The 22,196-nt window shown below is 37.0% G+C and carries 20 protein-coding genes and 1 tRNA gene; 13 read left to right on the top strand and 8 right to left on the bottom strand.

Going from position 1 to position 22,196, the window contains the following annotated elements; translation table 11 throughout:
• Nucleotides 1–44: 44 nt before the first annotated feature.
• The 6 genes from ACZ430_RS00915 to acs all read right to left on the bottom strand — a co-directional run bounded on the left by ACZ430_RS00915 (nucleotide 45) and on the right by acs (nucleotide 6,670).
• Nucleotides 45–1,460: an alginate export family protein gene (locus ACZ430_RS00915; protein WP_297213713.1), complete on the bottom strand. Its 1,416-nt coding sequence runs from the start codon at nucleotides 1,458–1,460 to the stop codon at nucleotides 45–47.
• A gap of 87 nt (nucleotides 1,461–1,547) precedes the next feature.
• Entirely contained in the window at nucleotides 1,548–1,913 is a 366-nt protein-coding gene (gene rsfS, locus ACZ430_RS00910) for a ribosome silencing factor (protein WP_297213708.1), read from the bottom strand.
• Nucleotides 1,910–2,632: an RsmE family RNA methyltransferase gene (locus ACZ430_RS00905; RefSeq protein WP_297213706.1), complete on the bottom strand. Its 723-nt coding sequence runs from the start codon at nucleotides 2,630–2,632 to the stop codon at nucleotides 1,910–1,912. The genes rsfS and ACZ430_RS00905 overlap by 4 nt, the downstream gene beginning before the upstream one ends.
• Nucleotides 2,632–3,507: an acetylglutamate kinase gene (gene argB, locus ACZ430_RS00900; RefSeq protein ID WP_297213703.1), complete on the bottom strand. Its 876-nt coding sequence runs from the start codon at nucleotides 3,505–3,507 to the stop codon at nucleotides 2,632–2,634. The genes ACZ430_RS00905 and argB overlap by 1 nt, the downstream gene beginning before the upstream one ends.
• Nucleotides 3,494–4,561 (bottom strand): DRTGG domain-containing protein, encoded by a 1,068-nt coding sequence (locus ACZ430_RS00895; RefSeq protein WP_297213700.1) that lies wholly within the window; start codon nucleotides 4,559–4,561, stop codon nucleotides 3,494–3,496. Before ACZ430_RS00895 ends, argB begins: the two co-directional genes overlap by 14 nt.
• A 21-nt stretch (nucleotides 4,562–4,582) precedes the next feature.
• Nucleotides 4,583–6,670, bottom strand: coding sequence for an acetate--CoA ligase alpha subunit (acs, locus tag ACZ430_RS00890; protein ID WP_297213697.1), 2,088 nt, complete (start codon nucleotides 6,668–6,670; stop codon nucleotides 4,583–4,585).
• A 184-nt stretch (nucleotides 6,671–6,854) separates the two neighbouring features.
• On the opposite strand from acs, the gene ACZ430_RS00885 reads away from it, so the two are divergent.
• Together ACZ430_RS00885 and ACZ430_RS00880 are read left to right on the top strand one after the other, a co-directional pair.
• Nucleotides 6,855–7,748, top strand: a complete 894-nt coding sequence (locus ACZ430_RS00885) for a hypothetical protein (RefSeq protein WP_297213695.1) — start codon at nucleotides 6,855–6,857, stop codon at nucleotides 7,746–7,748.
• Nucleotides 7,749–7,761: 13 nt separating this feature from the next.
• Nucleotides 7,762–9,366, top strand: a complete 1,605-nt coding sequence (locus ACZ430_RS00880; RefSeq protein ID WP_297213692.1) for a (Fe-S)-binding protein — start codon at nucleotides 7,762–7,764, stop codon at nucleotides 9,364–9,366.
• 2 nt (nucleotides 9,367–9,368) lie between these two features.
• Here the strand turns inward: ACZ430_RS00880 and ACZ430_RS00875 are convergent, their stop codons facing one another.
• Both ACZ430_RS00875 and fdhD read right to left on the bottom strand, forming a co-directional pair.
• Entirely contained in the window at nucleotides 9,369–10,025 is a 657-nt protein-coding gene (locus ACZ430_RS00875) for a pentapeptide repeat-containing protein (protein ID WP_297213690.1), read from the bottom strand.
• Complete coding sequence (gene fdhD, locus ACZ430_RS00870; RefSeq protein WP_297213687.1) at nucleotides 10,012–10,785, bottom strand: formate dehydrogenase accessory sulfurtransferase FdhD; 774 nt, start codon at nucleotides 10,783–10,785, stop codon at nucleotides 10,012–10,014. Before fdhD ends, ACZ430_RS00875 begins: the two co-directional genes overlap by 14 nt.
• A 91-nt stretch (nucleotides 10,786–10,876) precedes the next feature.
• Between fdhD and ACZ430_RS00865 the strand changes: the two genes are divergently transcribed.
• The 11 genes from ACZ430_RS00865 to ACZ430_RS00815 all read left to right on the top strand — a co-directional run bounded on the left by ACZ430_RS00865 (nucleotide 10,877) and on the right by ACZ430_RS00815 (nucleotide 22,194).
• Nucleotides 10,877–11,197 (top strand): HesB/IscA family protein, encoded by a 321-nt coding sequence (locus tag ACZ430_RS00865; RefSeq protein ID WP_297213684.1) that lies wholly within the window; start codon nucleotides 10,877–10,879, stop codon nucleotides 11,195–11,197.
• A gap of 3 nt (nucleotides 11,198–11,200) precedes the next feature.
• Nucleotides 11,201–12,169, top strand: coding sequence for a porphobilinogen synthase (hemB, locus tag ACZ430_RS00860; protein ID WP_297213682.1), 969 nt, complete (start codon nucleotides 11,201–11,203; stop codon nucleotides 12,167–12,169).
• 101 nt (nucleotides 12,170–12,270) lie between these two features.
• Nucleotides 12,271–12,510 (top strand): DUF465 domain-containing protein, encoded by a 240-nt coding sequence (locus tag ACZ430_RS00855; RefSeq protein WP_464910609.1) that lies wholly within the window; start codon nucleotides 12,271–12,273, stop codon nucleotides 12,508–12,510.
• Nucleotides 12,507–14,159 carry a dihydroxy-acid dehydratase gene (gene ilvD, locus ACZ430_RS00850; RefSeq protein WP_297213676.1) on the top strand — a complete coding sequence of 551 codons (1,653 nt, stop codon included), beginning with the start codon at nucleotides 12,507–12,509 and terminating at the stop codon, nucleotides 14,157–14,159. The genes ACZ430_RS00855 and ilvD overlap by 4 nt, the downstream gene beginning before the upstream one ends.
• 52 nt (nucleotides 14,160–14,211) lie before the next feature.
• Nucleotides 14,212–14,297, top strand: a tRNA-Leu gene (locus ACZ430_RS00845).
• 25 nt (nucleotides 14,298–14,322) lie between these two features.
• Nucleotides 14,323–15,189 (top strand): UTP--glucose-1-phosphate uridylyltransferase GalU, encoded by an 867-nt coding sequence (gene galU, locus ACZ430_RS00840; RefSeq protein WP_297213673.1) that lies wholly within the window; start codon nucleotides 14,323–14,325, stop codon nucleotides 15,187–15,189.
• Nucleotides 15,190–15,271: 82 nt separating this feature from the next.
• The gene (gene lon, locus ACZ430_RS00835; protein ID WP_297213670.1) at nucleotides 15,272–17,680 is read left to right on the top strand and encodes an endopeptidase La; all 2,409 of its coding nucleotides are present in this window, start codon (nucleotides 15,272–15,274) and stop codon (nucleotides 17,678–17,680) included.
• A 15-nt stretch (nucleotides 17,681–17,695) separates the two neighbouring features.
• A complete protein-coding gene (gene thiL / locus ACZ430_RS00830; RefSeq protein WP_297213666.1) occupies nucleotides 17,696–18,688 on the top strand; it encodes a thiamine-phosphate kinase in 993 nt (330 codons plus the stop codon).
• A gap of 3 nt (nucleotides 18,689–18,691) precedes the next feature.
• Nucleotides 18,692–19,972, top strand: a complete 1,281-nt coding sequence (gene rimO / locus ACZ430_RS00825) for a 30S ribosomal protein S12 methylthiotransferase RimO (RefSeq protein WP_297213663.1) — start codon at nucleotides 18,692–18,694, stop codon at nucleotides 19,970–19,972.
• Nucleotides 19,969–20,796 (top strand): site-2 protease family protein, encoded by an 828-nt coding sequence (locus tag ACZ430_RS00820; protein ID WP_297213660.1) that lies wholly within the window; start codon nucleotides 19,969–19,971, stop codon nucleotides 20,794–20,796. Before rimO ends, ACZ430_RS00820 begins: the two co-directional genes overlap by 4 nt.
• A gap of 93 nt (nucleotides 20,797–20,889) precedes the next feature.
• Nucleotides 20,890–22,194: a cytochrome ubiquinol oxidase subunit I gene (locus ACZ430_RS00815; protein ID WP_297213657.1), complete on the top strand. Its 1,305-nt coding sequence runs from the start codon at nucleotides 20,890–20,892 to the stop codon at nucleotides 22,192–22,194.
• Nucleotides 22,195–22,196 lie beyond the last annotated feature (2 nt).

Raw genomic sequence — 22,196 nt, 5'->3', positions numbered from 1 at the left:
GACGGAGGGATGGCTTCATCCCTCCTTTCTAAATTTTGTACTGATTACAGCCTATACTGAAGTTGCCATCTTATAAAAGCAGCACTTTTGGTTTTGTCCGAGTAAAAATTTCCAGGCTCAAAGTATTCAATCTGAAGCATTCCATCAAGATTTTTGTTGAACTTGTAATTTCCAATAATTGCCCACAGGTCTCCCCTGTTTTTACCGTTATTTGAAAACATATCTTTATATGTACCTTTGGTAATATTTGTTCTCTCATCAGCCCAGAAATGTTGGTATGAGAGGGTAATACCGAAGTCTTTTAGGGGATTTAATTTGAGCTTTGTTACAATTGCCTTTATATTTGTCCAGTAGCCTGGAATTGGGCCACCGTTTCCAGATGTCTCAGGAACTAAAGTGTATATCAATAGTTCATTCCACTGGGGAGCTCTTGAGAATAGAGGATTGAAACCTTCGTCTTTGTTTTTGGTTTCTTGATTATCACCTGACAAATAAACATAACCAGCCTCAAGAGTTGGTGTTAAAGGACAGTTTTTAAAGTCATATCCTGCAAAAATATATCCTCCAAGTCCTCTGATTTTTTTATCATTTGTCTCATCCTTTCCTGTTTGTTTTGCAAGCTCGCCTCGCAGAGAGAAATCGCTTATTTTAAAGACTGCTCTCATACCAAAAGTGTTTATATATTTTTCAGCAATGCCTATATATTCTTTTTCTTTCTTGTAAATATAATAGGGCTCTAAATTTAGCCATTCCACAATTTTGTGTCTTCCGTAAATCCAAAACCCTCTCTCATTAGAAGCAGTAAGTCTTTTTTTATGGTCTATATAGAGTCGCCCACGGTCTTCTCTGTCATAATAGGCTGGATGTATGCTTGGTAAATACTGGTCTGTCTTAGGGTCTGATACGTACACAATGTCCACAGAGTGCCCTTCAGCTATTAATACTGAGGCTTTCAAAGCGTTGAAATAGAAAGTTCTTGAACCATCTCCGGGTGTACCATCAAGAATTAAAAAACCCTCACCGTACATGTCTTTACCAAGAAAATCTTGTCTTCCAAAGCGGAAATTTAATGGCAAATCAAAGGGTTTTTTGATGTCAATGTAGAGATTGTCAATTACTATTTCGTCTTGGTCAAATCTTTTTCTATTTGTGAATTCCTTACCATTGTAATCAAGTGGTAACCTGTAAGGGCCAGAAAAATACTTAGGTTCTGTCGTAATTCTAAGATATGCTCCTAAGTTATTATTAAACTTTAGATTGTCCCACAGTTGAACTCTAAATCTAAAAAAATTCCTGTCAGGCTGTGCATCTCTGGCTGTTCCAAGAGAAACCACATTGTCCCAGATTTCCTGCCTTAACCTAAATGAAGCACCCACTTCATTTTCAATAGCATAAATTTCCGAAGAAAAACTGAGTAAAACAAGAAAAATCAAAACTCCTCGTAAAATTCTCCTTTTCATAACACCCCTCCTAAAAAATGAGTGCAAAATTATAACATAAAAAATTTTGAAAAGGGTATACTTTTTCTGAAGGAGAAGAGTTAGAATTTATTTCATTTTTGCTTCGGAAAACTCTAAATAAGAAACTCGAGGTGCATCAAGCCATAATCTTTCAAGGTCATAATAATAACGCTGCTCGTCTAAAAATATGTGAACAATTACATCTCCATAATCTAATAAAACCCAGTGTGCATATATGTAACCCTCTATACCAAGAGGTCTGATACCTTCTTCTTCCATTTTTTGTTCAACATGTTCCGAAAGGGCTTTTACCTGGGTCGTGCTTTCACCAGAACATATAACAAAGTAGTCAGTTATTATGGTAAGGTCTTTGAGTTCGAGAATTTTTATATCAGTGGCTTTTTTTTCATCAAGTAATCTGGCGATTCTTAAAGCCTTTTCCTTCGCTGTCATTTTTTAATTATAGCATAATTCTCCATTAAGAAATTAACAATAGCTAAGGCAGCAATAGCTGAAGTCTCAGCCCTTAGGATTCTCTTACCTAAAGAGGCTATTTTTAATCCTTTATCCTCAGCTATTTTAATCTCCTCCTTTGTGAAACCTCCCTCTGGTCCGATGAATAAGGATAGGGAGCTACTAATATCAATATAATTGAAAATGTTTATAAAATTTTCCTTACTACCTTCCCAAAAAACAATTCCATTTTCTGTGTTTTCTATTAGATTTTTATAAGACTGAACCTTGCTTATCTCTGGTATTAAACTTCTTCCAGACTGTTCTGTTGCTTCTTTTGCAATTTTTTGCCATCTGTCTACTTTACGTGTATCCTTCAAAATAGACCTTTCACTAAAAAAAGGGATTATTTTTCTTACACCCAACTCGGTAGCTTTTTGCACGACCATATCCATCTTGTCTCCTTTCAGTAAAGCTTGACATAAAAATAATGAAAAGGAGTTTTCCGATAAAGATTGAACTTTTTCAAGTATTTTTAAATGTTGAATGTTAACAAGCTCTGCAAGGAAAGAACTACCTTTTCCATCGGTTACCTCAATTAATTCTCCATTCTTCATTCTCAAAACATTGAATAAATATTTGGAGTCCTCCCGTGATAGTTTTAATACACTGCCTATGTTTAGAGGAGCATACTGAATTAATAATCTAACGGAGGACATTAAAGGACAATCTCTGTGCCTATTCCTTTCTTTGTGAAAATTTCAAGAATAAGGCTGTGGGGGATTCTACCATCAATTATGTGCGTTTTTCTTACTCCACCTGTTAAAGCATTTAAGCAAGCATGGACTTTGGGAATCATACCGCCAGATATTATATTTTCGCCTATTAGTTTTAGAGCTTCTTCTACTTTCAGAGTTGGTATGTGATTTCCCGTTTCATCGGATATACCTTTTACATCAGTTAGAAGAATTAACTTTTCCGCTCCTACGGCAACGGCAATACTTGATGCAACAGTATCAGCATTTATGTTATAACTGTTGCCATTTTTATCAAAACCTATTGGAGCAACTACGGGAATAAAGCTGTCTCTCTGTAAAGTTTCCAATATATCTGTTGAAACTTGCTCTATCTCTCCCACGAATCCAAGGTCTGTCTCCTGTTCTTTTATTTTCATTGTTTTTTTCGTTGTTCGTAAAAGATTTCCATCTTTTCCAGTTAAACCAACAGCTTTACCACCGTGAGCATTAATTAACTGAACAATCTCTTTGTTTATTATTCCTCCCAGAACCATTTCAACTACTTCCATAGTTTCCCTGTCAGTTACTCTATGGCCGTTTATAAAATGTGGTTCTTTACCAAGTCTTTTCATTGTTTCTGTTATCTTTGGCCCTCCACCGTGAACCACAATTGGTTTAATTCCTATGAAATTTAATAAGACAATATCCTTGGCAAAAGCGTCTTTGAGAGGAAGTTCCTTTTGGGCAGCACCACCATATTTGATTACAAATATCTTGCCGTAGAACTTTCTTATGTATGGAAGGGCTTCAACAAGAATATTGGCTTTATCAAGAAGAATTTTTTCAATTTCTGTCATTTTTTGTCCTTCTTAAAAATTCCTCCAAGTCAAAGTCAGAGCTTACTACTTCTTTTGCCTTTAATGTTTTTTCCTTTTCTCTTATAACTGCCTTGCCCATGAGCTTTTCCATTCTATCCACAGCAGAGAAGGTATCAAGAGCTGTCACTATTATAGGAATTCCCTTTGCCTTGGCAATCCCTGTTACTGTCTCATTAACATGCATACCGCCTGTAAGAATTAGACATTTGGTAGATGTCTCCATTGCCACTATCTGAATGTCTGTTCTGTGTATTCCCGTTATCACAGCTTTATTTGGAATTCTGAGAAAATAGGAAAGGGCGGTTTCAGTATCCATTGCACCAATTGATAGATTTTCAACAAATTCATCAAGTTTGTCTTCGCAGCAAACAAGACCTCCATTTATGGCTTCCATAAGTCTTCTTACTGTAACGGCTTCAAGAAACTTATCTTTTTTAAAAGCCCCAAGCACTCTGATACCTTTTCCCTCAATGAAGGGCATTACTTTTTCTTTTACATGGTGAAACTGTTCTGGAGGAATTTTGTTTATGACGGCACCTATGAATTTATCCTTTGTTAACTGTCTGATGCCAAAGATGTCATCCATTGCAAGTTCACTATCCCAGTGTTGTATAGCAATGACCTTTCCATTCGTTTCGTTTACAAGACTTATGGCATCAATACCAAGGGTAAATCCTTCAAATATATTATTCGGACCAACGACAATCACAAAATCTTTATTGTTCAGGTTGCCAAAGGAATTAATAACTTTTTCTTTAACTTTTAAATCAGAACCCTCAAGAAGCCTGTATTGCGTATCATAGGTGAAGACAAAGGGAGAGATTATACTTAAAGGTTCCTCTAATCCAAGGATTTCTTTTATAAAAACAGCTTCCTCATCAAATATCTCTTCTCCTTTCTTGAAGGGAATTCGTCCGAGAGGTCTTATATAGCCTATCTTATAGCCCCTTTCTTTTAGAGTTAAAGCTAAGCCAAGAGCAAAAAAGTTCTTACCAGTGAATGCTCTGTTTGACAATATAAAAATTGGTATCATTTTAAAGCCTCCCTAAAATTCCTAAATTATTATTCTTGCATCCAGTCCTATTCCACCATTGTTCATAACGAGATATGGATTGATGTCCACCTCTTTAATTAAAGGTATATCTTGCACGATTTTAGATAATCGCCTAATGCAATTTACGATATCCTTTTTGTCGTAAGGTTTTTCACCTCTTACTCCGTCAAGGATTCTACTACCTTTTATCTCTCCTATCATCTCATAGGCTTCCTCTTCAGATACAGGAACTATTCTGAAAGAGACATCCTTTAAAACTTCTACGTATATTCCACCTAATCCGAACATTATCATGTGACCAAAGGTTCGGTCATAGCTTACGCCAAGTATAACCTCTTTTCCACCAGTGACCATTTCATATATCATGACGCCTTCTATGTAAGCATCTGGCATAACTCTTTTGACATTTGTTGTGATTTCTAAAAAAGCATTATATACAGCTTTTTCATTGTTGAGATTTAACTTTACTCCTCCAACATCAGTTTTATGTAAAATATGAGGAGAAGAGACTTTCATAACAACGGGGTAACCAATTCTCTCTGCTATGGCCACTGCTTCCATCGGCGTCTTTGCAAGAGCTCTTTCAGGGAAGGAGAATCCATAGAGGGATAGAACCTCCATAGCTTCCTCTCCACCTATTTCTGAAACACCTTTTGCCTGTAACTCACTGATAATTCTCTCTGCTTTTTGAATATTTTCAAGAGGGATGCTAAGGGCAGTTTCTTCGGTAAATATTCTATTTTTCATTTCAACAAAATTTATAAGTCTGCTGTAAGCATTTATTGATACAGAGGGGTCAGTAAAAGAGGGTATTCTTGCTTTTTTAAGTTTTAATATGGCGTTTTTTATTCTCTTACCACCTATAAAGGAGGTAAAGACAGGTTTATCTGTATTTTGAGCAGCGGATATTACTACATCTGCAATATTGTCAACATCTGTCATAGCTTGAGGAGTAAGAATAACACAAATTCCCTCCACAGCAGGGTCTTTTGAAGCCTGTTCAAGAACAACCCTGTATCTTTCAGAAGTAGCATCTCCTATAATATCTACAGGGTTGTAAAGTGATGCTGTTGATGGTAGTTTTTCAACTATTGCTTCAATAGAGCTTCTTGTCATGGGGTCTAATTTTATTCCAAGTTTGTCAGCCGTATCTGCCGCAATTATGCCAGGTCCTCCAGCATTAGTCACTATTAGTAGTCTTCTGCCTTTCGGAGCTCGACCAGATATAAACATCTCAGCCGTATCGAAAAGCTCTTGAATTCCCGATGCTCTTATTATCCCCGTTTTTCTAAAAGCTTCACTAAAGGCCCTGTCTGAACCTGCCAAAGCTCCTGTGTGGGAGGAGGCAGCTCTTGCTCCAGCCTCTGTTGCTCCAGACTTAATTAATACGACAGGTTTTATTTTCGTAACTCTGTTTGCCACTTCAAGAAATCTCTTTCCATCAACGATATCTTCTATATATCCAAGAATTACATCTGTCTCTGGGTCATGGGCAAAATACTCAAGAAAATCTGTCTCGTTCAAATCCGCTTTATTCCCGAAACTTACAAACTTAGAGAAACCAAAGTTGTTCTCTATAGACCAGTCTATGATGGCAACACCTAATGCTCCAGACTGAGAAAAAAAGGCAATTCTACCTTCTGGAGGCAGTTCAGCAGCAAAAGAGGCGTTCATTCTATTTTTTGTGTTCATGACTCCCAGACAGTTTGGCCCAACCATTCTTATTCCGGCTTTTCTTATAATGTCAACAATTTCTTTCTCTCTTAAAAGACCTTCCCCACCTACTTCTTTAAAGCCTGCAGTAATTACAACTACACCTTTAACACCTGCTTGAGCACAATCCTTTAAGGCTTCTGCTACTGCTTTGGCGGGAATAACTATCACGGCAAGGTCTACTCTGTCAGGTATTGCTGAGACAGAAGGATAACATTTTAGAGATAAAATCTCCTGCCTTCCAGGATTTACGGGATATAGCTTACCGGTGAAGCCAGTCATTAAATTTTTTAAGACAGAATAACCTACCTTCTTCTCTTCAGAAGAAGCACCAATAACTGCAATAGATGAAGGATTGAAAATAAAATCAATCATAATCTTAGTTAGTATATCACATAAAAGTTATCCAATCAAAAAGCTTAATCTTAGCAACTAAGCGAGTAAAAGCAAATAAATTCATAAAATTTTTTATTTAACTTGATTTTTTTATTGACTTATTTATAACATTTATAAATAAATTATTTTAATAAATTTATAAAAAAAACATATGGAGGGGCCTATGGAAGCTTTACTGTTGTTTTTGGCTGTTTTATCTCCCGTTGCTTTAACTGCTGGAATTGCCATAAAGTTTTATAAAATCTCTCAAATGCCACTAAACATAAGATGGGAAATTTATCCACTTCCAAAGGGTGAACTTGAAAAAATAAGATATGGTGGGTCTTATATGGAGGAGATTGATTGGGTTAAAAAGAATAATCCCCGGAGGTCATATTTTGAATTCGTAGAACCTTTCAAAGAGCTTTTCTTTCTCCATAGAGTTCATAAATTCAACAAATATGGGTTATGGATTTGGTCTATGGCTTTACACTGGGCTGTAGGGTTGCTTTTTGGAACGTTGATAATACTTCTCCTGGATGGAATATTTACCGACATAGACCTATCGGGATTAGTTATTGTTCCAATTTTCTCATATGTCTTAGGAGTTTTTGGTTCTTTAGGACTAATAGCAAAAAGATTTATAAATAAGGAATTGAAGCTGTATACATCGGGTATTGAATATTTCAATCTTATTTTTCTTCTGTTAATTTTCTTTACAGGTTTTCTCTCCTTTATCCAAGATAGTTCCCTTAGTGAGGCCTTTATTTATGTTGATGGTGTTTTAAAATTGAGCATACCCTTTGATGAAATATCTTCGCTAACAATAATCCATTTTCTTCTTGTAGAGTTATTTCTTATGTATATTCCTTTTTCCAAATTTTTCCACGGTCCCGTTAAGTTTTTCACATTTCATAAAATTTTATGGAGCGATGAATTTCAGACTAAAGGTTCTAAAGAGGAAAAGAAAATTATGCAACAACTTCACTATAAAGTCAGATGGTCAGGGCCTCACATGCTTTCTGACCAGAACTGGCTTGAAAATGCTAAAAATACAAATCTCCATGAAAAATCTTAAATAGGAGGAAATTATGAAGTCATTAAAAGATTTTTCCATTGAAACAAAAGAGCCTTTAGTAAAGATAGAGGACAATGAGCTTGTATCTTTAGCACCATACATTACAGAAGAAAATCATCCCAATAAATTTTCCAAAGAATGGATTGAAAAATATGATTTCTCTCTTGATGGATATACAGTGTTTCCAATCGAAAATCCAAATGAAGAGGAGAAAGCTCAAATAGTTAAAAAATTTCTAACGGGCATACAAAAGTTAATATTACCTGAGTCAAACTGGACTCTCATGAAGCCTCTCTTACTCTCTTTAAAGTATTGTGTGAAATGCAACACCTGTGCTGACGCATGTCATGTATATATTGGCAGTGGAAAAAAAGAAATATACAGACCAAATTTCCGTTCTGAAATTTTGCGCAGAATATACAAAAGACATTTTACGACCAGCGGTAAGCTTTTAAAATCTTTCGTAGGAGCAGATATAGAGGTTACATATGCTGCTATTCGAAGACTTCTTGAACTTGCCTATCGCTGCACTTTATGTAGAAGATGCGTTCTACAGTGTCCTGTAGGTATAGACAATGGACTGATTGCAAGAGAACTAAGAAAGTTATTCAGTCAAGAGCTGGGAATGGCACCTGTGGAGATTTTTCTGAAAGGAACGAGACTGCATTTAAAGGCTGGTTCAACCACTGGCATGAGAACAGAGGCTTTTAGAGATATAATAAAATTTATCGAAGATGACATACAGGAAAAAACCGGAAGAAAAATAAAAATTCCCGTTGACAAAAAGGGCGCAGAAATTCTCCTGTATCACAACGGTGGAGAATACATTTCTTGGCCAGACCACATCGCAGCTTTTGCAATTCTTTTTGATGCAGCCGGGATTAACTACACATTAAGCAGTGAAACAATTGGATACGATGGTGTTAATTATGGCGCTTGGTATGATGATGTAGAACTTGCAAGGGTAGGGTTGAGGCATCTTGAGATTGCCCATGAACTTGGAGTAAAGAAAGTCGTAATCGGTGAATGTGGTCATTCTCACAAAGTATATACAGTAATATTTGACAGAATCTTACCTGCCAGTTCTCCTCTCTGGAACATTCAAAGAGAGAGTTGTTTACCACTTATGTGGGAGATAGTAAAGAGTGGACGAATAAAGTTAGACCCTTCGAGAAATAATTTTCCTGTAACAATGCATGACTCTTGCAATATTGTTAGGCTAATGGGAATTTACAAACCACAGAGAGATATAATAAAGGCAATAACACCGGGAACTTTCAGAGAGATGAACCCAAATGGCTCAATGAACTACTGTTGCGGAGGAGGAAGCGGTTTTGCAATCTTTCGAACATTAAATTTCCCTGTATGGAAGAATAAGGTATCCCTCAGAGTTAAAACAAAACAAATTCTCGATACTTTCAGTGACGTTCTCGATAAAGATATTCCCAAACATGTGGTAGCAACATGTTCAAATTGTAAAGGCTCCTTAAGGGACATGATACATGCCTATCAGCTTTTCGATAGATTTAAAATAAACTACTCTGGCCTTGCAGACCTCATAGTTAACGCAATGGTAGACATTCCTCCATTTCTCAATCTTGAGGAACTTCCAGAGTAAAACTATGGAAACTTTTTAAAGGGTGACGTAAAGTTATTCTCAAACTTTGCGTCACCTTCATTAGAATTGATGAACTCGGTGGCTATTAGAGAGCATCTTATGAATTCAGCATTTTTAAGATTTGTACCGTTGAATTTTGCTCCCGATAAGTCTGATTTGAAAAAGCTTACTTTTTCCATATTGGCACCGGAAAAGTCTGCACCCGTGAAAGTTGCCTGCTTAAGGTCTGCTGAAATCATTGTCGCTCCCTTAAAGTTTGCAAGAGAAGCTTCAACCATCTGAAGATTTGCTCCTTCAAGATTTGCATTTTCAAAATTACAATTAGTTATCTTTGCATTAAGAAGATTTACCTTTTTCATCTGGGCATTATGAAAGTTTGCACCTGGCAGGAAGGAAAAATTTAAATCAGCACCGTTTAATTTAGCATTCTTAAAATTCGCTCCTGTAAGATTTGCACTGTCAAGTCGGCAATTGCTTAAATCAGCTCCTTCAAAGTTACAAAGAGAAAGATTTGATTTACTGAGGTCTGCATCCCTTAGGATGGCATTACTAAAATTTACCTTAATAATATCAATTTCAGAGAGCTTTATACCGCTTAAATCTTTTCCCGATAGGTCTCCACTTATTTGAATTATAAATATAACCTCACTTTTGTTCATATTCTCCTATCCTTTGAGGATTACTGTATACGTTAAACCTATTGCCCCTTAAAAAACCTATTACCGTCAGCCCAACATTGTTTGCCAGTTCTACCGCAAGAGATGTAGGTGCTGCTCTGCTTACAATAATTGGAATTTTCCATTTGGCTACTTTCAAAGCCATTTCAGAGGAAACTCTACCACTTACAAGAATTATTTTTCCAGCAAAAGAGACTTTATTAAGAAGTGCCCAACCAATAACTTTATCAACGGCATTATGCCTACCCACATCCTCTGATAAGAATAAAATTTTATCCTTGTCCGCAATAGCAGCAGAGTGAACACATCCTGTTTCCCTATATAGTTGAGATTTTAATTGAAATTCCCTGAAAAGACTAAATAGTGAGTGAGCTTCAACTTTTAAATCGTCAACAATTTTAGTTTTCAACTCCTTGATAAAACTCACCGAAGCCAAACAACCGGATGTAATCGTTTTCCCCTCTAAAGAGGTAAAACCTTCAAGTATAACTTTAGCTTTTATTTCTTTTTCGTCTGTTTCTATTGATATTTTTTCTGGACACCATTCTCCTTTTAGAATTCCTTCGGTCATAAGAAATCCCGTTATTAATTCTCTAATATTTGATGGTGTAGTAGATATGGATAGAATCTCTTCGTCATTTATGTAAAGCCTCAGTTTTGCTTCGACAGCAACAATATCGTCACATTCATCAAATTTTCCATCTTTATATCTAATAATTTTTATATTCCTTACAGGATTCATGGTCTATATTTTATACGCATCAAATTTTTTCTTGCAAATTATTTCCCAAAACTGCTATCCTCAAGTTAGAATAAATTTTTAGGAGGTAGCTGTGTTTAGTATCAGTTCAAAGGCAGCCGAAAAGGCTAAACTAATCCTCAAAAACGAGGGAAAAGAAGGATGGGGTTTGAGAATATTCTCAGCAGAGGGATATTGCAGCCCTTCTTTTGGTCTTGATATTGACGAAAATCCCCAGGAAGGTGATGAAGTTGTAGAAAAGGATGGCTTAAGGGTTTTCTTAGATAAACAAACCTTTGACCTCCTGAGTGAAATTGAGCTGGATTACTATGAAGATGAAGAACAAGAAGGCTTTATTCTCAAAGGACCAATGCCTTCTTGTGGCCCTGGTTGTGGAGGTTCTTGCGGCGTATAAGCGATGTTTCCTCTTCATCGCCCAAGAAGACTAAGAAAAACGGAAATCCTGAGGAAAATGTTGAGGGAAACTATCCTCACGCCTCAGGATTTTATTTATCCTCTTTTTGTTGTTCCAGGCAAAGGAATTAAAAATCCAATATCATCTATGCCTGAGTGCTTTCAAGAAAGCATAGATGAAGTAGTTAAGTCTGCCAAAGAGGTTTTCTCCCTCTCCATTCCGGCGGTAATTCTTTTTGGAATTCCCGAACATAAAGATGAAAAAGCTTCTTCAGCATACGATGAAAACGGTGTTGTTCAGAAAGCTGTTAAAGCTATAAAAGACTCTGTTCCTGAGTTGATAGTTATAACAGATGTATGCCTGTGTGAATATACCTCTCATGGGCACTGCGGAATTATAAAGAATGGAAAAATTGATAATGACGCAACACTTGAGCTTCTATCGCTTGAAGCCCTAACACATGCTCGAGCAGGAGCCGATATAGTGGCTCCTTCAGATATGATGGATGGTAGAGTGGGAAAAATTCGTGAAACCCTTGATAAAGAAGGATTTACAGAAGTAATTATACTCTCTTATGCAGCAAAATATGCTTCCGCTTTCTATGGACCTTTTAGGGAAGCAGCTCAATCAGCTCCTGCATTTGGAGATAGGCGAAGCTACCAGATGGACCCTGCCAATCGAAGAGAAGCCTTGAAAGAAGTAGCCCTTGATATTGAAGAGGGTGCCGATATAGTAATGGTTAAACCTGCCTTAGCCTATCTTGACATTATCTCCGATGTTAAAAGAAGCTTTTCAGTTCCTGTTGCAGCCTATAATGTTAGCGGAGAGTATTCTATGGTAAAGGCAGCCTCACAGTTAGGTTGGCTTAATGAAGATGCTGTGATGCTCGAAATTCTTACCTCCATAAAAAGAGCTGGTGCAGATATAATTCTCACCTACTTTGCCAAAAAAGCAGCAAGACTTTTAGGTTAGTCTCTAATTTGCCATAACATAAAGCCTTTCTTTGAATAAAAATTTTTGTCATTTTTTTCATTTTGTTGTAAAATTGAAAAAAACATCTTAGGAGGTGTTCCATGAGGGAAGAAGAAATCATTAAGATTCTCAAAAGAGAGAATGAAGAGTTTCGAAAGCTTTACGAGGAACACAGACATCTTGATAGCATTCTTGACGAAATGAACAGAAAAGCCTACTTAACTCCTGAGGAGGAAATTGAGAAGAAGAAAATGCAAAAAGAAAAGCTTCATAAAAAAGACAAAATGGCAGAAATTGTCAGACAATATAAATTAAAACTTTCCGAGGAGGCTACTAAGTGAGAAGCGATACAGTTAAAAAGGGACTGGAACGAACGCCTCACAGAGCCCTTCTTTATGCTACAGGTATTCCAAAAAGCCAAATCAATAAACCTTTCATAGGAGTTGCAACAAGCTTTACTGACATAATACCTGGTCACATATCAATGAATGAACTTGAACGTTTCATTGAAAAAGGAGTTCATAGCGCTGGAGGTTATCCTTTTTTCTTCGGAATTCCTGGAATTTGTGACGGAATAGCAATGGGTCATAAAGGAATGAAATACTCTCTTCCCTCAAGAGAGTTAATTGCAGATATTATAGAATGCATTGTAGAAGCCCATCAATTCGATGGGCTTGTGCTTCTTACCAATTGCGATAAGATAACTCCTGGTATGCTCATGGCTGCTGCAAGACTTGACATACCTTCTATAGTGCTTACAGCAGGACCGATGCTTGGAGGATTTTACAAAGGACAAAGAAGAAACCTTACAACAGATACATTTGAAGCAGTGGGTAAGTTTAAAAAAGGGCTTTTAACACAAAAAGACCTTGATTGCCTTGAGATGTGCGCTTGTCCAACGGCAGGTTCTTGTCAGGGCATGTATACAGCAAATACGATGGCCTGTGTAACTGAAGCATTGGGAATGAGTCTTCCCGGTGTAGCTGCAACGCCTGCAGTAATGTCAGAAAAAAGGAGATTAGCCTTTGAGACAGGAGCACAGATAGTTGAACTTATAAAGAAAAAAATTAATGCTCGTAAAATACTTACAAAAGAAGCTTTCCACAATGCCATTATGATTGATATGGCTCTGGGAGGTTCAACAAATACAGTGCTTCACATAAAAGCCATTGCCAATGAGGCAGGGGTGGACTTGCCTCTTGACGTTTTTGATGAAATAAGCAGAAAAACTCCTCATATCGTAAACATCATTCCATCTGGCGAGCACTATATGGAAGACCTCTACAGAGCAGGCGGTATTCCAGCTGTTTTAAAGAGATTTAAGGATAAATTACAACCCAATCCAACAGTTTCAGGCATGGACATAAAAGATATAGCAAAAAATGCTGAGATACATGATGAAAATGTAATTCGTTCACTAAAGAATGCCTATCATAAAGAAGGTGGAATTGCCATTCTGAGAGGTTCTCTATCACCAGATGGTGCAGTGGTTAAACAGACTGCCGTATCTCCTAAAATGCTCAAATTTGAAGGAGTTGCCAAGTGTTTCGATTCAGAAGAGGATGCCATGAAAGCAATTCTTGATGGGAAAATACAGAAAGGCGACATTATAGTTATAAGATACGAAGGTCCTTCTGGTGGACCTGGAATGAGAGAGATGCTTTCTCCCACAAGTGCCATAACAGGAATGGGTTTAAATGAATCCGTTGCTTTAATAACAGACGGAAGATTTTCCGGTGGCACGAGAGGACCGTGTATTGGACATGTCTCGCCTGAGGCAGCAAAAGGAGGTCCTATTGCTTTAGTAAAGGATGGAGATAAAATCCTAATAGATATACCAAATAGAAAGTTAGAACTCAAGATATCGAAAGAGGAATTCAAAAAACGTCAAAAAAGTTGGAGACCAAAAAAAGATAAGATACTAAAAGGTTATCTCAGCAGATATATGAAAATGGTAAGTTCTGCTGACAGAGGAGCAGTAATGGATTAATTCACATAACAATACTTGAATTTAATGACTCTTTTTTAGTAATTTAAAAATAGCCGGAGTGGCGGAACTGGTAGACGCAAGGGACTTAAAATCCCTCGGAGGGTTCCCTCCGTACGAGTTCGAGTCTCGTCTCCGGCATTATTTTTTATTTCGGAGGCTCTCTATGATACGAAAAGCCGTTCTGCCCGTTGCAGGTCTTGGCACAAGATTTCTTCCTGCTACCAAAGCTTCTCCAAAAGAGATGTTGCCAATCTTGGACAAACCGATAATTCAGTATGCCGTAGAAGAGGCAAAAAAGGTTGGAATTCAGGATTTTTTATTCATCACTGGTAAGCATAAAAGAGCGATTGAGGACCATTTTGATAAGGCCTATGAATTAGAGGAAAGACTGAGAAACTCTGGCAAGCTTGAACTTCTACACAAGATAAACTGCTTTGAAAATCTGAATTTTGCTTTCATAAGACAAAAAGAGCCACGAGGGCTTGGAGACGCTATTATGTATGCAAAGCCTTTTGTGAATAATGAGCCTTTCGTGGTCATATTAAGTGATGACGTAATTGACCCCGAATATCCTGTTTTACAGGATATGATTTCTATATACGAAAAAACAAAAACTCCCGTAGTTGCCTTAGAAGAAGTCCCATGGAGTGAAGTCTCAAGATATGGAATAGTTTCAGTTGAGAAAGAGGGAGAAAACTACTTGATTAAAGACATGATAGAAAAACCTGAACAATCTCAAGCTCCCTCTAATCTGGCAATAATCGGAAGATATATCCTAACTCCCGATATATTCAGATACCTTGAAAAGGTGGAGCCTGGTAAAGGTGGAGAAATACAACTAACTGATGCTATGAGACTTCTTTTGCAGGATACGAAGATATACGGATATGTAATAAAATGTAAAAGATTTGATGCAGGAGAAAAACTTGGTTATATAAAGACAATTCTTGAATTTGCTCTAAGAGACCCTGAGATTTCAAAAGACCTCATAAAGTTTCTCAAAGAAAAAGCTCAAAGTATTTGTTCTTAAAATTTCTCCAAAATTAACAAAATCTAATAAAAAATTGTTAAAATTAATGGAGAGATTTATAAAATTTAGGGGGTGGCAAGCAATGGATGAGATAAAAAAAGAAAACAATCAACAAAATGAGGAAAAACAGAACAATAAAGAGATAGAAATTCCAGAACAGCTGCCTGTTTTAGCTGTTAGAGACATAGTAATTTTTCCTTATATGATTATTCCTCTTTTTGTAGGAAGAGACATATCTGTTAAAGCTGTTGAACATGCTTTAAATACGAATAGACTGATTTTACTACTTACTCAAAAGGATTTTAACGTAGAAACTCCAGAACCTTCTGATTTATACGATATAGGAACAGTTTGCATGATAATGAGAATGTTGAGACTCCCTGATGGCAGGCTTAAAATTCTTGTTCAAGGACTTTCCAAAGCAAGAGCCTTAGAATTTTCGCAATATGAAGGTTTTTATGTGGCAAAGATTGAAAAAATTGAGGACATTCAGATTAAAGAGGTTTCTCTCGAACAAGAAGCTCTTGTAAGAACTGTAAAAGAACAACTCGAAAAGGCAATCTCTTTGGGGAAAAATATTCCACCCGATGCAATGGTTATAATTGAAAATATTGATGAACCAGGAAGACTTGCAGACCTGATTGCTTCTAACCTTGGGCTTAAAAGTTCTGAAGCCCAGCAGATACTTGAATACACAGACCCCTTTGAAAGACTTCAAAAAATAGGAGAAATTCTTAACAGAGAGATTCAACTTCTAACAATCCAGCAGAAAATCAAGAAAGAAGCGAAAAACGAGATTGATAAAACCCAGAGAGAGTATTTCCTCAGAGAACAACTCAAGGCTATTCAAAAGGAACTGGGCGATATAGACGAAAAGGCAGAAGAGATAAACGAATTCAGGAAGAAAATAGAAGAAGCAAAAATGCCCGAAAAGGTAAAAGAGGAAGCTGAAAAGCAGTTAAAAAGGCTTGAAAGAATGCATCCAGAGGCAGCAGAATCAGCCATTGTAAGGACCTATCTCGAATGGCTCACAGAGCTTCCGTGGTCTCGTTCTACTGAAGATAGATTAGACATAAAAGTAGCTAAGGAAGTTCTCGATAAGGACCACTATGACCTTGAGAAAATCAAAGAGAGAATACTTGAGTATCTTAGTGTTAGAAAACTTAAAGAAAAAATGAAAGGGCCTATTCTTTGCTTTATTGGTCCGCCTGGCGTTGGAAAAACCTCATTAGGACGTTCTATAGCAAAAGCTCTTGGTAGAGAGTTTGTAAGAATCTCTCTTGGCGGAGTTCGAGATGAGGCAGAAATTAGAGGACACAGACGAACCTATGTTGGTGCTCTTCCCGGCAGAATTATTCAGGGAATTAGGCAGGCAGGAACGAACAATCCTGTTTTTATGCTTGATGAGATAGATAAACTTGGAATGGATTTCAGAGGAGACCCTTCGAGTGCTCTTCTTGAAGTGCTTGACCCTGAACAAAACAATAGTTTTGTCGACCACTATCTTGCTGTTCCCTTTGATTTAAGCAGGGTAATGTTTGTCTGTACCGGTAATGTGGCAGATACAATTCCCTCTGCATTGAGAGATAGAATGGAGATAATATATCTTTCAGGTTATACAGAAGAAGAAAAACTTCAGATTGCAAAAAAATATCTCATTCCCAAGCAGCTCGATGAACATGGACTTAACTCTTCAATACTGAAAATAAGTGATAAAGCAATAAGATACATAATAACTCACTACACAAGAGAAGCAGGTGTAAGAAATCTTGAAAGAGAAATTGCTAATTTATGCAGAAAAATTGCTAAATATATAGCAGAAGGTAAAAAGAGAAAATTCTACATCACACCTGATAAGGTTTCAAAATTTTTAGGTGCTCCAAAGTATCTTCCTGAAGAAGAACTGAAAAAAGAAGAAGTCGGCGTTGCTACAGGACTTGCATGGACCGAATCAGGAGGAGATGTAATTTATATTGAAGCAACCCTTATGAAAGGCAAGGGCAATTTAATTCTTACAGGGCAACTGGGAGATGTGATGAAAGAATCTGCTCAGGCTGCTCTAAGTTATGTAAAATCAAAGGCAAAGGAGCTAAATATAGATGAGAAACTCCTAAGTAACATGGACCTTCACATACACGTTCCTGCAGGAGCTATTCCAAAGGATGGTCCTTCTGCAGGCATCACAATGGCATCAGCAATTGCTTCTGTATTTACCGGTAGGCCTTTGAGAAAAGATATAGCCATGACAGGAGAGATTACCCTCAGGGGAAGGGTGCTTCCCATAGGAGGACTTAAGGAAAAAGTGCTGGCCGCTAAGAGAATGGGAATAAAGACCGTAATAATCCCGAAGCGAAATAAAAAAGACCTTGAGGAACTGCCAAAATATGTAAAAGACGGGATGAAATTTATACTTGCCGAGTCTATGGATGAGATACTAAAGCAGATATTTACAAAAGAAAAAAAGTCAATCAAGAGGAAAGCAGCTAAATAATTTTAATGGAATTTAATGGAAAAAAGCGAAATTGAGATAGTTGAATACATAAAAAACAGATTTCCTTTGCCTGAAAAATTAGGACTTGGCATAGGAGACGATGCGGCAATTGTAAAACTTCGAGATGCTGCTGTTTTTACTACTGATTTAATGATTGAAAAGATACATTTTGACTTGAGTTACACTTCTCTCTATCATCTTGGTTTTAAAATAGTATCTGTCAATGTAAGCGATATTTACGCCATGGGAGGAGATTTTAAAGGTTTTCTCTTATCTCTTGGAATTCCAGAGACCGTAAATGAAAGAGATTTAAACGAACTATTTGACGGTATAAAAGACGCCCTCGATTACTATGAAGGATACTTACTCGGAGGAGACCTTTCGAGAAGTGAAAAGCTCATACTTTCAGGTTTTGCATTGGGAGAGTGCGAAAACCCTGTAATGAGAAAAGGTGCTCAGCCAGGAGATTTCATTTTTATTACTTCATGCACAGGACTTTCTTCTGCAGGTTTTTATCTTCTTAATAAATTAGACGAAAAGGAAAAAGCTGTTGTAAAAAATATTAGGGACTTTCAGAATTTTAATCTTTTAAATGAAAAAATTGGAATACCCATCAATGACCTTTTAGAAAGACACTTAATGCCTAAAGCGAGGAAGCCCTACGAGTTCAGCAAATTTGCCAAAGCAATGATGGATATCAGTGATGGATTATTGATTGATTTGTTTAGGCTCTGCGAGGAAAGCAAGGTAGGTGCAGAGATTTATTTAGAAAAATTACCCTTTCATCCTGCTGTTGTAAAAACTGCTGAATACTTAAATATGGAGCCAGAGAGATTAATTTTAAGTGGTGGTGAAGACTATGAACTTTTAGTTGTATCATCTAATCAAAATCTAACAGCCTTTGGACTTATTCCTATAGGTAAAATAATAAATCAAAGAGAGCTTTTTATTATTGACCCATCAAAGGGAAAAATTCCAGCAAAGCCAGAAGGTTGGCAACATTTTTAATCGATGAGAAGATTTACCGTAATAACTCTTGGATGTCCTAAGAATATTGTTGATTCCAGGCACTTGATAGAGCTAATAAAAAAAGAAAGCTTTATCTACGTAGAGGATTTTAAAGAAGCAGATTTCATTTTAATAAATACTTGCTGTTTTATTGAGGACGCAAAGGAAGAATCAATAGAGGAGATATTAACAGCTGCCAAATTCAAAGTTGACAGAAAATTAATAGTTTTTGGTTGTCTTGCAAAAAGATACGGAAGAGAATTAACAAAAGAAATCCCTGAGATTGATGCTATTTTTGGTGTTGATGAAAATGAAAAGATAACCGAATACATGAAGCAATTCAGAAATAACCTTATTGAAAGCAGCAAACACTCCTTTTACAGCGTTGAACCCAAAAGCTACAGATACATTAAGATAGCAGAAGGTTGCAGTAGAAGATGCAGCTTTTGCGTGATTCCCGACATAAGAGGTAAGTTCAGAAGTATAACTCCCGATTTAATATTAAGGGAGGCAGAGGATTTTGTAAATAGTGGAATTAGAGAATTAATTTTAGTTGCCCAAGATATAACGCAATATGGAAGAGATTTAAAAGGGTATGACCTTAAATCTTTGTTGAGGGATTTAACTAAGATAAATGGCGATTTCTGGATTAGACTCTTATATCTTTATCCCACTGATATAGATGAAAAACTCCTCGAATTAGTAGCTACGGAAGAGAAGATAGTTAATTATCTTGACATTCCGATGCAACACTCTGAAGACAGAATCCTAAGATTAATGGGAAGGCGAGGAACAAAAAAGGAATACTTAAAAAAAATAAGGCAGATAAGAGATATTATCCCTGGTGTAACTCTAAGAAGCACATTTATTGTTGGTTTTCCTACAGAAACTGAAGAGGATTTTCAGGGATTAGTTGATTTCATAGAGGAAGTTCAGTTTGAAAGGCTTGGAGTTTTCAAGTACTCAAAAGAGGAGGGAACGAAAGCTTATAACTTGAAGGGACAAATTCCAGAGGATATTAAAAAAAGAAGATACGACACAATAATGTCAAGACAATCAGTAATTTCTCTTGAAAAAAACAGAAACTTAATTAACAAAGAATTTGAAGCTATCATTGATTATACAGATGTGGACATTGCCATTGGAAGACTTTACTGTCATGCTCCTGAAATAGACGGAGTTTTAATCTTAGACAATGCAAATTCTCTAAGAGAAGGCGAAAAGATTAAAACTCTAATTACAGAAGCCTATGATTACGATTTAAAGGGAGTGCCAGTGAAATGAAAAGATATGTAGTTCCGATAATACTGTTTTTTCTCACCATTGTAAGCACCCTAATTGCAGGAGCTCTTCAGCAGGGCATAAATATAATAAAAGAACCCTTAAGAATTATAGAAGGTTACCCTTTTTCTATAAGCATAATGACCATACTTCTTGGTCATGAAATGGGTCACTACTTTGCATCAAAAGCCCATAGAACTCAGGCAACTCTGCCATATTTTATTCCTGCTCCTTCAATAATAGGCACTTTCGGTGCATTTATAAAGATGAAATCACCTATCCTCACACGAAAGGCACTTATTGACATCGGTGCAACAGGGCCTCTGATAGGTTTTATTCTCTCTGTTGTTGCTTGTGTAATAGGGCTTAAGATGTCTAAATTTGTAACTGTTGCTGGACAGGATGAATTTTTCATGCTTGGTGATTCAATTTTATTCTCTCTGCTTGTAAAAGTAATACTCGGCGAAGTTCCTGCAGGGCAGGATGTGCTTCTACACTCTGTTGCCTTTGCTGGTTGGATAGGGTTGTTTGTGACATCAATGAATCTCTTACCCATAGGGCAACTCGATGGGGGACATATAACTTATGCTCTCTTTGGGAGATGGCATTTTTATATATCAAGAGTTATAATTCTATTTGTTGCTGTTTTAGGAATTTTTTACTGGTATGGCTGGCTTGTCTGGACTGTTCTGCTGCTTTTTTTAGGCATAGACCATCCGCCCATAATGGTCTGGGAAAGTCGTCTATCTCCAGGCAGAAGATTAATTGGAATAATATCTTTTATCGTTTTCATCCTCACTTTTGTTCCAAGCCCCTTTAGATTCTAAACTGTGTCGAAATATTTATTTTAACGAGCAGGCTTGACAAATTTTTTAAAAGTGGATAAAATTAGTCTACAATAAAAATTTCAGGAGGGAAGTATGGATACTGTATTGCTGAGTAGGTTGCAGTTTGCAATAACTGCGGCCTTTCATTTTATTTTTGTTCCTCTTACCCTTGGACTTTCCATACTTATCGCCTATATGGAGTCAAAGTATGTAAGAACAGGGGACAAGGATTATCTAAGAATGGCAAAATTCTGGGGCAGGCTATTTATCATTAATTTTGCCCTCGGAGTAGTAACAGGAATAACGATGGAGTTTCAGTTTGGAATGAATTGGGCCGAGTATTCTCGATATGTCGGTGATATTTTTGGGTCACCCCTTGCCATTGAGGCCACTGTTGCCTTTTTTCTTGAGTCTACTTTTCTTGGAGTATGGATTTTCGGATGGAACAGAATCTCACCAAAGCTTCATGCCCTCTCCATATGGCTTGTAGCAATAGCTACAAATCTATCTGCTTTGTGGATTCTCATAGCAAATGGATGGATGCAGAATCCTGTTGGATATGTGATTAATAATAGTCGAGCAGAGATGGTTGATTTTTGGGCTGTTGTTACAAACCCTTATGGACTGCTAAAATTTGCTCATACGGTAATCTCAGGGTGGGTAGTGGCTGGATTTTTTGTTCTTGGCATCTCCGCCTATCACTTGCTAAGAAAAAATGAGTTAGAGTTTTTCAAGAAAAGTTTTAAGATTGGGGCTATATTTGCTCTTTTGAGCTCTATACTGGTTGCAGGAGTTGGAGATTTTCATGCAAAGGAGGTGGCTCACACTCAACCAACAAAGCTTGCCGCCATGGAGTCTCTTTGGGAAACCACTAAAGATGCACCAATGTATCTTCTATTGATACCAGACCCTAAAAATGAAAAAAATGCTGTTGAAGCCATCGGAATCCCCTCTATGCTCAGTATACTTGCTGGTAAAGAGGAAATCAAGGGATTAAAGGAGTTTGCACCTTCTGAAAGACCACCTGTAATGCTTACTTTTGTAAGTTTCAGGTTAATGGTTATTCTTGGTTTTCTATTTATAATTCTATCTCTCTGGGCAGTCTTAAAGATGAAAAAGCCAGAAACAAGCCCTCTGATGCTACGAATACTTCTTTGGTCAATTCCTCTTCCCTACATTGCGGGACAACTTGGTTGGATTGTTGCAGAAGTAGGTAGGCAGCCGTGGATAGTATACGGACTTCTCAGAACAACTGAAGCTGTATCGAAGTCAGTTGAACCCTCACAGGTTTTAGCCTCTCTACTCGGATTTACGCTTTTCTATGGTGCATTAGGAGTGATTGACATATATCTTCTTGCAAAGTTTGCCAGAAAAGGTCCTGAAACAAAGGAGGTGTAACT

Source organism: Thermodesulfovibrio sp. TK500a (genome assembly GCF_055381765.1).
The sequence above is the reverse complement of the archived record's forward strand: the minus strand, read 5'-3'. Positions and strand labels throughout refer to the sequence as shown.

Bases quoted from the DNA above. Each gene is read 5' to 3' on its own strand.
- ACZ430_RS00915 (WP_297213713.1), bottom strand. From the start codon at position 1,460: ATGAAAAGGAGAATTTTACGAGGAGTTTTGATTTTTCTTGTTTTACTC.
- rsfS (WP_297213708.1), bottom strand. From the start codon at position 1,913: ATGACAGCGAAGGAAAAGGCTTTAAGAATCGCCAGATTACTTGATGAA.
- ACZ430_RS00905 (WP_297213706.1), bottom strand. From the start codon at position 2,632: ATGTCCTCCGTTAGATTATTAATTCAGTATGCTCCTCTAAACATAGGC.
- argB (WP_297213703.1), bottom strand. From the start codon at position 3,507: ATGACAGAAATTGAAAAAATTCTTCTTGATAAAGCCAATATTCTTGTT.
- ACZ430_RS00895 (WP_297213700.1), bottom strand. From the start codon at position 4,561: ATGATACCAATTTTTATATTGTCAAACAGAGCATTCACTGGTAAGAAC.
- acs (WP_297213697.1), bottom strand. From the start codon at position 6,670: ATGATTGATTTTATTTTCAATCCTTCATCTATTGCAGTTATTGGTGCT.
- ACZ430_RS00885 (WP_297213695.1), top strand. From the start codon at position 6,855: ATGGAAGCTTTACTGTTGTTTTTGGCTGTTTTATCTCCCGTTGCTTTA.
- ACZ430_RS00880 (WP_297213692.1), top strand. From the start codon at position 7,762: ATGAAGTCATTAAAAGATTTTTCCATTGAAACAAAAGAGCCTTTAGTA.
- ACZ430_RS00875 (WP_297213690.1), bottom strand. From the start codon at position 10,025: ATGAACAAAAGTGAGGTTATATTTATAATTCAAATAAGTGGAGACCTA.
- fdhD (WP_297213687.1), bottom strand. From the start codon at position 10,785: ATGAATCCTGTAAGGAATATAAAAATTATTAGATATAAAGATGGAAAA.
- hemB (WP_297213682.1), top strand. From the start codon at position 11,201: ATGTTTCCTCTTCATCGCCCAAGAAGACTAAGAAAAACGGAAATCCTG.
- ACZ430_RS00855 (WP_464910609.1), top strand. From the start codon at position 12,271: ATGAGGGAAGAAGAAATCATTAAGATTCTCAAAAGAGAGAATGAAGAG.
- galU (WP_297213673.1), top strand. From the start codon at position 14,323: ATGATACGAAAAGCCGTTCTGCCCGTTGCAGGTCTTGGCACAAGATTT.
- lon (WP_297213670.1), top strand. From the start codon at position 15,272: ATGGATGAGATAAAAAAAGAAAACAATCAACAAAATGAGGAAAAACAG.
- thiL (WP_297213666.1), top strand. From the start codon at position 17,696: ATGGAAAAAAGCGAAATTGAGATAGTTGAATACATAAAAAACAGATTT.
- rimO (WP_297213663.1), top strand. From the start codon at position 18,692: ATGAGAAGATTTACCGTAATAACTCTTGGATGTCCTAAGAATATTGTT.
- ACZ430_RS00820 (WP_297213660.1), top strand. From the start codon at position 19,969: ATGAAAAGATATGTAGTTCCGATAATACTGTTTTTTCTCACCATTGTA.
- ACZ430_RS00815 (WP_297213657.1), top strand. From the start codon at position 20,890: ATGGATACTGTATTGCTGAGTAGGTTGCAGTTTGCAATAACTGCGGCC.